This is a genomic window from Allobosea eneae (genome assembly GCF_042657265.1).
Taxonomy (GTDB): domain Bacteria; phylum Pseudomonadota; class Alphaproteobacteria; order Rhizobiales; family Beijerinckiaceae; genus Allobosea; species Allobosea eneae.
The window spans coordinates 1-5391 of the sequence record NZ_JBHSLW010000127.1; the positions used below are offsets into that span (position 1 = coordinate 1).

The 5391-nt window shown below is 69.1% G+C and carries 8 protein-coding genes; all 8 read right to left on the minus strand.

Annotated features, from left to right (window positions below; all coding sequences use genetic code 11):
• Positions 1–111: 111 nt before the first annotated feature.
• The 8 genes from ACFPOB_RS30295 to ACFPOB_RS30330 all read right to left on the minus strand — a co-directional run bounded on the left by ACFPOB_RS30295 (position 112) and on the right by ACFPOB_RS30330 (position 5314).
• The gene (locus ACFPOB_RS30295) at positions 112–1833 is read right to left on the minus strand and encodes a terminase large subunit domain-containing protein (protein ID WP_377801865.1); all 1722 of its coding nucleotides are present in this window, start codon (positions 1831–1833) and stop codon (positions 112–114) included.
• Positions 1826–2398, minus strand: a complete 573-nt coding sequence (locus ACFPOB_RS30300) for a phage protein Gp27 family protein (RefSeq protein ID WP_377801866.1) — start codon at positions 2396–2398, stop codon at positions 1826–1828. The genes ACFPOB_RS30295 and ACFPOB_RS30300 overlap by 8 nt, the downstream gene beginning before the upstream one ends.
• A gap of 2 nt (positions 2399–2400) precedes the next feature.
• A complete protein-coding gene (locus ACFPOB_RS30305; RefSeq protein WP_377801867.1) occupies positions 2401–2715 on the minus strand; it encodes a hypothetical protein in 315 nt (104 codons plus the stop codon).
• Positions 2712–3113, minus strand: coding sequence for a hypothetical protein (locus ACFPOB_RS30310; protein WP_377801868.1), 402 nt, complete (start codon positions 3111–3113; stop codon positions 2712–2714). Before ACFPOB_RS30310 ends, ACFPOB_RS30305 begins: the two co-directional genes overlap by 4 nt.
• Before the next feature lie 10 nt (positions 3114–3123).
• A complete protein-coding gene (locus ACFPOB_RS30315) occupies positions 3124–3603 on the minus strand; it encodes a hypothetical protein (RefSeq protein ID WP_377801869.1) in 480 nt (159 codons plus the stop codon).
• Positions 3604–3614: 11 nt separating this feature from the next.
• Positions 3615–4019 carry a hypothetical protein gene (locus ACFPOB_RS30320; RefSeq protein ID WP_377801870.1) on the minus strand — a complete coding sequence of 135 codons (405 nt, stop codon included), beginning with the start codon at positions 4017–4019 and terminating at the stop codon, positions 3615–3617.
• The gene (locus ACFPOB_RS30325; protein WP_377801871.1) at positions 4016–4840 is read right to left on the minus strand and encodes a peptidoglycan-binding protein; all 825 of its coding nucleotides are present in this window, start codon (positions 4838–4840) and stop codon (positions 4016–4018) included. The genes ACFPOB_RS30320 and ACFPOB_RS30325 overlap by 4 nt, the downstream gene beginning before the upstream one ends.
• Before the next feature lie 84 nt (positions 4841–4924).
• Positions 4925–5314, minus strand: a complete 390-nt coding sequence (locus ACFPOB_RS30330) for a hypothetical protein (protein ID WP_377801872.1) — start codon at positions 5312–5314, stop codon at positions 4925–4927.
• Positions 5315–5391 lie beyond the last annotated feature (77 nt).

Below are 5391 nucleotides of genomic sequence, written 5' to 3' on the forward strand. Positions count from 1 at the left end.
AGATCGGCGAGCGCACGCCGGTGAGCGTCGGCCCGGCCTTGGGCGGCCCGAAGACATCGTCATAGTCAATCGGGTTGCCATCGGGCCCGAGCAGCTTGGAAGGGCGCGCCATCAGAACATCCTCCCGCGAAGCCTCGGCAGCATCCCGCCGCCGCCCGGCTCATCATCAGCGCCGAATCCGCGCGGGCCATCTGCCGTGGCCGGGCCGGACGACGTGACGGCCTGATAGCTGTAGGGGACGAACGGCATGCGCGTGGCCGAGTAGGCCAGCACGATCGCGATGCCGGCATCGCCGTGGCGCGTGCCGCCGGCGGCCGCAGTGACGCGAAGGGCCGGCAGGCTCGCGACGCCCTTGATCACCTTGAAGGCGCGCAGGTCGGCCGAGATCTCGGCGTCGCGCGGCACGCTGATCGCATCGTCCTCGAAGGCCGCCTTCACCGGCGGCATCTCGACCCGGTACCACTCGGTGGAGAACTTCACGCCGACCATGCTCGCCCCGAAGCGTTGGGTGCCGGATTCCGCCAGGCTGGCGCCGATGCCGGTGGCGTCAGTGCGGCCACCGATGAAGCGGGGCAGGCCCCGGACGATCGCGTCGCGGATTTGCTCCTGCTGCTGGAAGGGCACCTTCGAGAGCTCGACCATGAACGGCACCACGCGGCGCATGGTCCGGGTGATCTGGATCGGGCAAATGACCGAGAGGTCGCGGTAGCGGCCGACGTCGAAGCCGAGGCCCGACTGCAAGGCCGGATCCAGCGTCGAGCGCATGACCGGCTCTAGCTCGGTCTCGATCCAGCGCTGCACCTCGGCCTTGCGAACATGCTCCGGCAGCATGGTGAAGCTGTCGGGGAAGGCGAGACGCAGCACCGGAGCATCGTGCATGCGCGCCTCGATGAGAGGCCCTGGAAGCCATGCGCCGGAGCCCTGGGACGGGATGCAGTAGAGCTCTTCGTCGGCGGCGTCGCGATAGTCCGCGATCAGCTTCTCGCGCCAGTCGGCCTCTTTCTCCGGCGACCATTCGCCATGCTTGTGGGCGTTGACCAGGCACATGCGCTCGAACAGGCCGTCGCGCAGCGCGTCGTCCAGGTCGAAGCGGACCAGGCCGTACCGGACGCGGCCAGCGCGGATATCGGTGATCGTCTGGTTGAACGGGTTGTCAGCGCCGTTATGCGTCGAGATGACCAAGACCTTGCCGCCCCACATCAGGAAGGCCATAGCCGCCTTCAGCAGCTCGCCGAGATTGTCGACGAAGGCCGCTTCGTCGAGGATCGCGAAGCCCTGACGGCCGCGCAGCGAGCGCGGCTTGGACGAGAGCGCGACGATCGAGAAGCCCGAGGCGAAGTCGATCTTCAGCGCCTTGATGCCGTCGTCGGAACCATCGTCGAACAGGGTTTCGCCGATCTCGCTGCAGACATGCTCGAGCATGCGCGCCCAGTTGGCCGCGGCGTCGATGAACTCCTTCGCCATGTCGTGCGAAGTGCCCATGTAAAGCGTGTCCATGCCGCCGTCGCTGCGCGGCGACGCCGAGCGCAGCACGGCGTCGGACGCCGCGCCCCAGGTGGCGCCAGTGCGGCGGGATTTCTCGACGAAGACGACGTCGTACTGCTCACAGGCGATCGCGATGGCGCGCTGGTAGCCGAGCAGCGGCGCAGTCTCGCGCCAGTCGGCCGCCGTCGCGCGGCCCTGTTCCGTACGGATCGAGACCCACTGGTCGCGGCTCGGCCGAGCGCCCACATCGGCCACAGCGGCCGTGAGCGCCATGGCCGCGCCCACGCCGGCGACGATGCCTTTCCGGATCGCCTTACCCGCGGCCTTTATGATATCGGAATCAGCCATCGCGCTGGCCGAAAAGCATGGCCTTGAAGGCCTGTTTCAACTCCGGCGTCAGGGCGCCGGCGCCGCCGTGCTTCGCCACCGCCTGCTCGGCCTGCCTCACTGCCTCGGCCCTGGCCTTCTCCGCCGCGCGCTTTTCGATCGCGACCGTGCGGGCGACATCGTCCTTCGCGGCCTTGCCGAGATGGTCGAGCGCCTTGGCAATCAGCATAACCTGCATCGGCTCGAGCGTGACCGGCTCGCCGTCTTCGCGATCGGCTGACAGCATGTCGAACACGGCCTGGTGCATCAGCTCGATGTTGAGCCTGGTCGCCTTGTCGGGCTCGGCGTCGCCCAGCCGGCGCACGATGACGTCGGCGACTGCCCGGCTCTTGCGCAGGCGCTCCGCGATCGCATCCGCCTTCTGCAGATGACGATGCAGCGCCGAGCGCGAAGGCAACGCCTCGACGTCGAGCTCGCGCAGCTTGGCGATGATCTCGTCGAGGGTGCGGCCCTGGTCGCGCAGGCGGCCGATCCAGTCGCGGACCTCGGGGTCCATCCGGTCGATCGAGCTCGGGCGCTTCGCCATGATCAGAACTTCGGCGAGGGCTGGTCGACGAGCGGATGTGGGCGGCCCTGCGCGACGTCGCGGCCGAGCTTGGTCAGCGTGGCGAAGACGAGGGTCTTGCCGTTGTGCGGTTCCTCCTCGCGCCGGACGAGGCCGTGCTGCGCGAGCATGACGATGTCGGCGGCGATCGTGTCGTCATAGACCGCGTGGCGCATACGGCTCACGGCCTTGGTCAGCATCGAGGCGGACAGCGAGTAATTCGAACCACCCGCCTCGGACAGCAGCCGCAGGATCACGAGGCGGCGGTCCTTCGCGAAGTCTTCGGCCAGCGAGCTCATGGGCTCTTCTCCAGCATGTGCTTCAGGATCAGGCCGAGCGTGTGATCGATCTTCGTCACGGTCTTCTCGACGCCGCGGACGGTCTCGACCGAGGTGGCAACCTCCTTCTCGACGCGGCCGATCCGGTCGCCCAGCGCCTGGTATTCCTGGCGCCCGGGCAGCTGGCGCAGATCGCTCTCGATGCGCGTGACCTGGCGCTCATTGCCGGCAACCCGGTCTGACAGCGCCGCGATCGAGGATTGCAGCACCTTCGTCTGCTCGTCGTGCTGCAGCTTCGTCGGGAACTGGCTGCGCAGATAGAACATGCCGATGCCCGCGGCGGCCGTCAGCGGGACGCTCAGGATCCACCAGATGTCCTTGGCGAAGGCGAAGACGCCCGCCCAGTCGAAGCCGGCCACGTTGAAGCTCCTAGCCGCGGACGCCGGCGGATGCCGCCGGAGCTGGCGGATTGAGAACGATCGCGGGGCTGCGAGCGATCTCGATCTGCGCCGACTTGGCCCGGACCATGTCGAAGAGCAGGCCGTCTGCGGGCTTCAGCGCCTTCAGCGCGTCGGGAACCGATTGGCGGACATAGTCGACGCCGGTCTGCAGGGCGACCGAGCGCGCCTCGTCGGGCTTCAGACCCTTGGCGATCAGCTCGGCGATCATCGACAAGGCAAGGCCGGCGCCGGTCGTCAGCGCCGAATGCAGCGCCTCGCGGTGACGGGCTTCGAGGCTGACACCGAAGAAGCGGTAGAGGGCGCTGCCGAGCAGGCCGACCACGACGGCCGCGGCGGCCGAGGCGGCATACTGGATCAGCCCGGCGACGCCATCGGCGAGCGGCGCCGGCTCGGCCGCCAGGGCCGGCATGGCCAGGGCGATGAGCGCGAGAACGAAGGCGAACCGCATCGGAAATCCTTTCAGGACGACGGGGCCGGAGCCCAAAGACAAGGCTTGCGCCCCGACGGCGCGATCACCGGCCCCTCGAGCCGGCCGCCACCGCGGCACACATGGAAACGGCCGTCCGGCGATGGTCGGGTTTCGCTGAAGGGGATGACGATGCCGTCATGCAGCCGCCAGCCGGCGGCGGTCTCGACGGGGACGGGCTCTCGCGCATCGGCATCGAGCCCCATCGGCCAGCAGTCCCGGTCGTGGCAGCACTCCCAGGGATAGAAGGAGTGCGCCCGCGCCGGCGCGAAGCGAGCGAGGCAGAACAGCGCGATCGCGAGCACGGCCAGAACGACCACGAGGCGAATCGGCAGCAGCCGATTGGCCTTGCGAACCTTCAGATCGCAGAGCGCGTCGAAGTCGAGGCGGCCCGTCATGCGCCCTCCCGCGGGATCAGCGCCGCCCAGCTCTGCGGCCCGACGATGCCGTCAGCGAGGAGGCCGGCACGCGCCTGGAAGGCCTTGACCGCGAGTTCGGTAGCCGGCCCGAAATCGCCGTCGAGCGTGAGCGGGAAGCCCTGTTGGCGCAGACGCACCTGCAGGATCTCGACCGCGTCGCCATCGGAGCCGCGGCGCAGCACCGGATAGTGCACGGCGTCGACCGCCTGGATGCCGGCTGCGACCAGGCGGGCGACCTCGCGCTTGGCGATACCGAGATAGCGCCTGCGATCGTCGAGACCGTTCGTGCCGCCGTTGATCGCACGGGTGACGCGCAGGAGGTCATCCTCCTCCGCCATCGCTCCGATCTTGCGATCGCGCCAGTACAGGCCGGCAATGCGCAGCGAGACGACCGGATCGGAGGCGAGCTCGGGCTTGCCTTCGAGATCGAGCCCGAGCAGGCCGCCGATGCGGCGATAGTTTGCCCGGCCGGTGAGCTGGAAGATGCCGCGGCCGTGATAGCGCACGCCGTCGCCGGGCTTGACGTTGCCGAGATCAGCGCGGCCGTCATAGCGGGCGAAATAGCTGGGGCCGCCGAGCTCCTCGGTCGTGCTGAAGCCGGCCGATTCATGCGCAGCCTGCGCGAGGAAATGCTCGATCCGGCGCGGCGTGACGATGTCGTAGTCCGGCAGCACGATCGGCAGTGCCGGGCCGAGCGCCGCGATGATCGCGGCCTGCCGAGCCCGCCTGCTGACCGGCACGGCCGGCGCCATGGCTTTCAGGATGTCGACGCCGAGCCGGTCGACGAGCTGCTGCGACATTGAGAGGGAGCCTCCGGCCGGGTCGGAATTCCCGCCGAAGATGCGCGCCGGCTCCGACGCGAGACACGGCCCCGCGCGGGGCCGTCAGCCGGTCTTGTCGAACATATCGAGCTGTGAGGAGGCCTGGCGGGGCTGGCGCCCGCCGGGATGGCCGAACTCGGCGACGGCCCGCTGCACCGTGTTGCGGCTGCAGCCTGCCTTGAGCGCCGCCGCTTCCTGCGACAGGCCCATGGCGAGATAGCAGAGCACCCGCCAAGGTCGCGCGATCGGTACCTTCAGATCCTCGCGGCCATATCTCGCATGCAATGCGGCTGCCGCGTCAACCCCCACGATCTCGGCCAGAACTCCGCTATCGCGGCCGCCGACATAGATCCGCGTGCCGCCGCGCGCCTCGACCAGGCGCAGCGCCGCCTCGGGGCCGATCAGCTCGACCAGGCGCGCGATCTCGTCTGTGGGCGGCGGCAGCGCCGTCATCGCGGGCGCACCTTCGCGCGCTGGTCGAGCACGGTGACCAGGACGCCGTCCTCGACGATGTATCTGAGGCCATCGGC

What these genes read in the sequence shown, in the direction of transcription:
- ACFPOB_RS30300 (WP_377801866.1), bottom strand. Translation starts at nt 2,398, where the DNA reads ATGGCGAAGCGCCCGAGCTCGATCGACCGGATGGACCCCGAGGTCCGC.
- ACFPOB_RS30330 (WP_377801872.1), bottom strand. Translation starts at nt 5,314, where the DNA reads ATGACGGCGCTGCCGCCGCCCACAGACGAGATCGCGCGCCTGGTCGAG.
- ACFPOB_RS30320 (WP_377801870.1), bottom strand. Translation starts at nt 4,019, where the DNA reads ATGACGGGCCGCCTCGACTTCGACGCGCTCTGCGATCTGAAGGTTCGC.
- ACFPOB_RS30295 (WP_377801865.1), bottom strand. Translation starts at nt 1,833, where the DNA reads ATGGCTGATTCCGATATCATAAAGGCCGCGGGTAAGGCGATCCGGAAA.
- ACFPOB_RS30325 (WP_377801871.1), bottom strand. Translation starts at nt 4,840, where the DNA reads ATGTCGCAGCAGCTCGTCGACCGGCTCGGCGTCGACATCCTGAAAGCC.
- ACFPOB_RS30305 (WP_377801867.1), bottom strand. Translation starts at nt 2,715, where the DNA reads ATGAGCTCGCTGGCCGAAGACTTCGCGAAGGACCGCCGCCTCGTGATC.
- ACFPOB_RS30315 (WP_377801869.1), bottom strand. Translation starts at nt 3,603, where the DNA reads ATGCGGTTCGCCTTCGTTCTCGCGCTCATCGCCCTGGCCATGCCGGCC.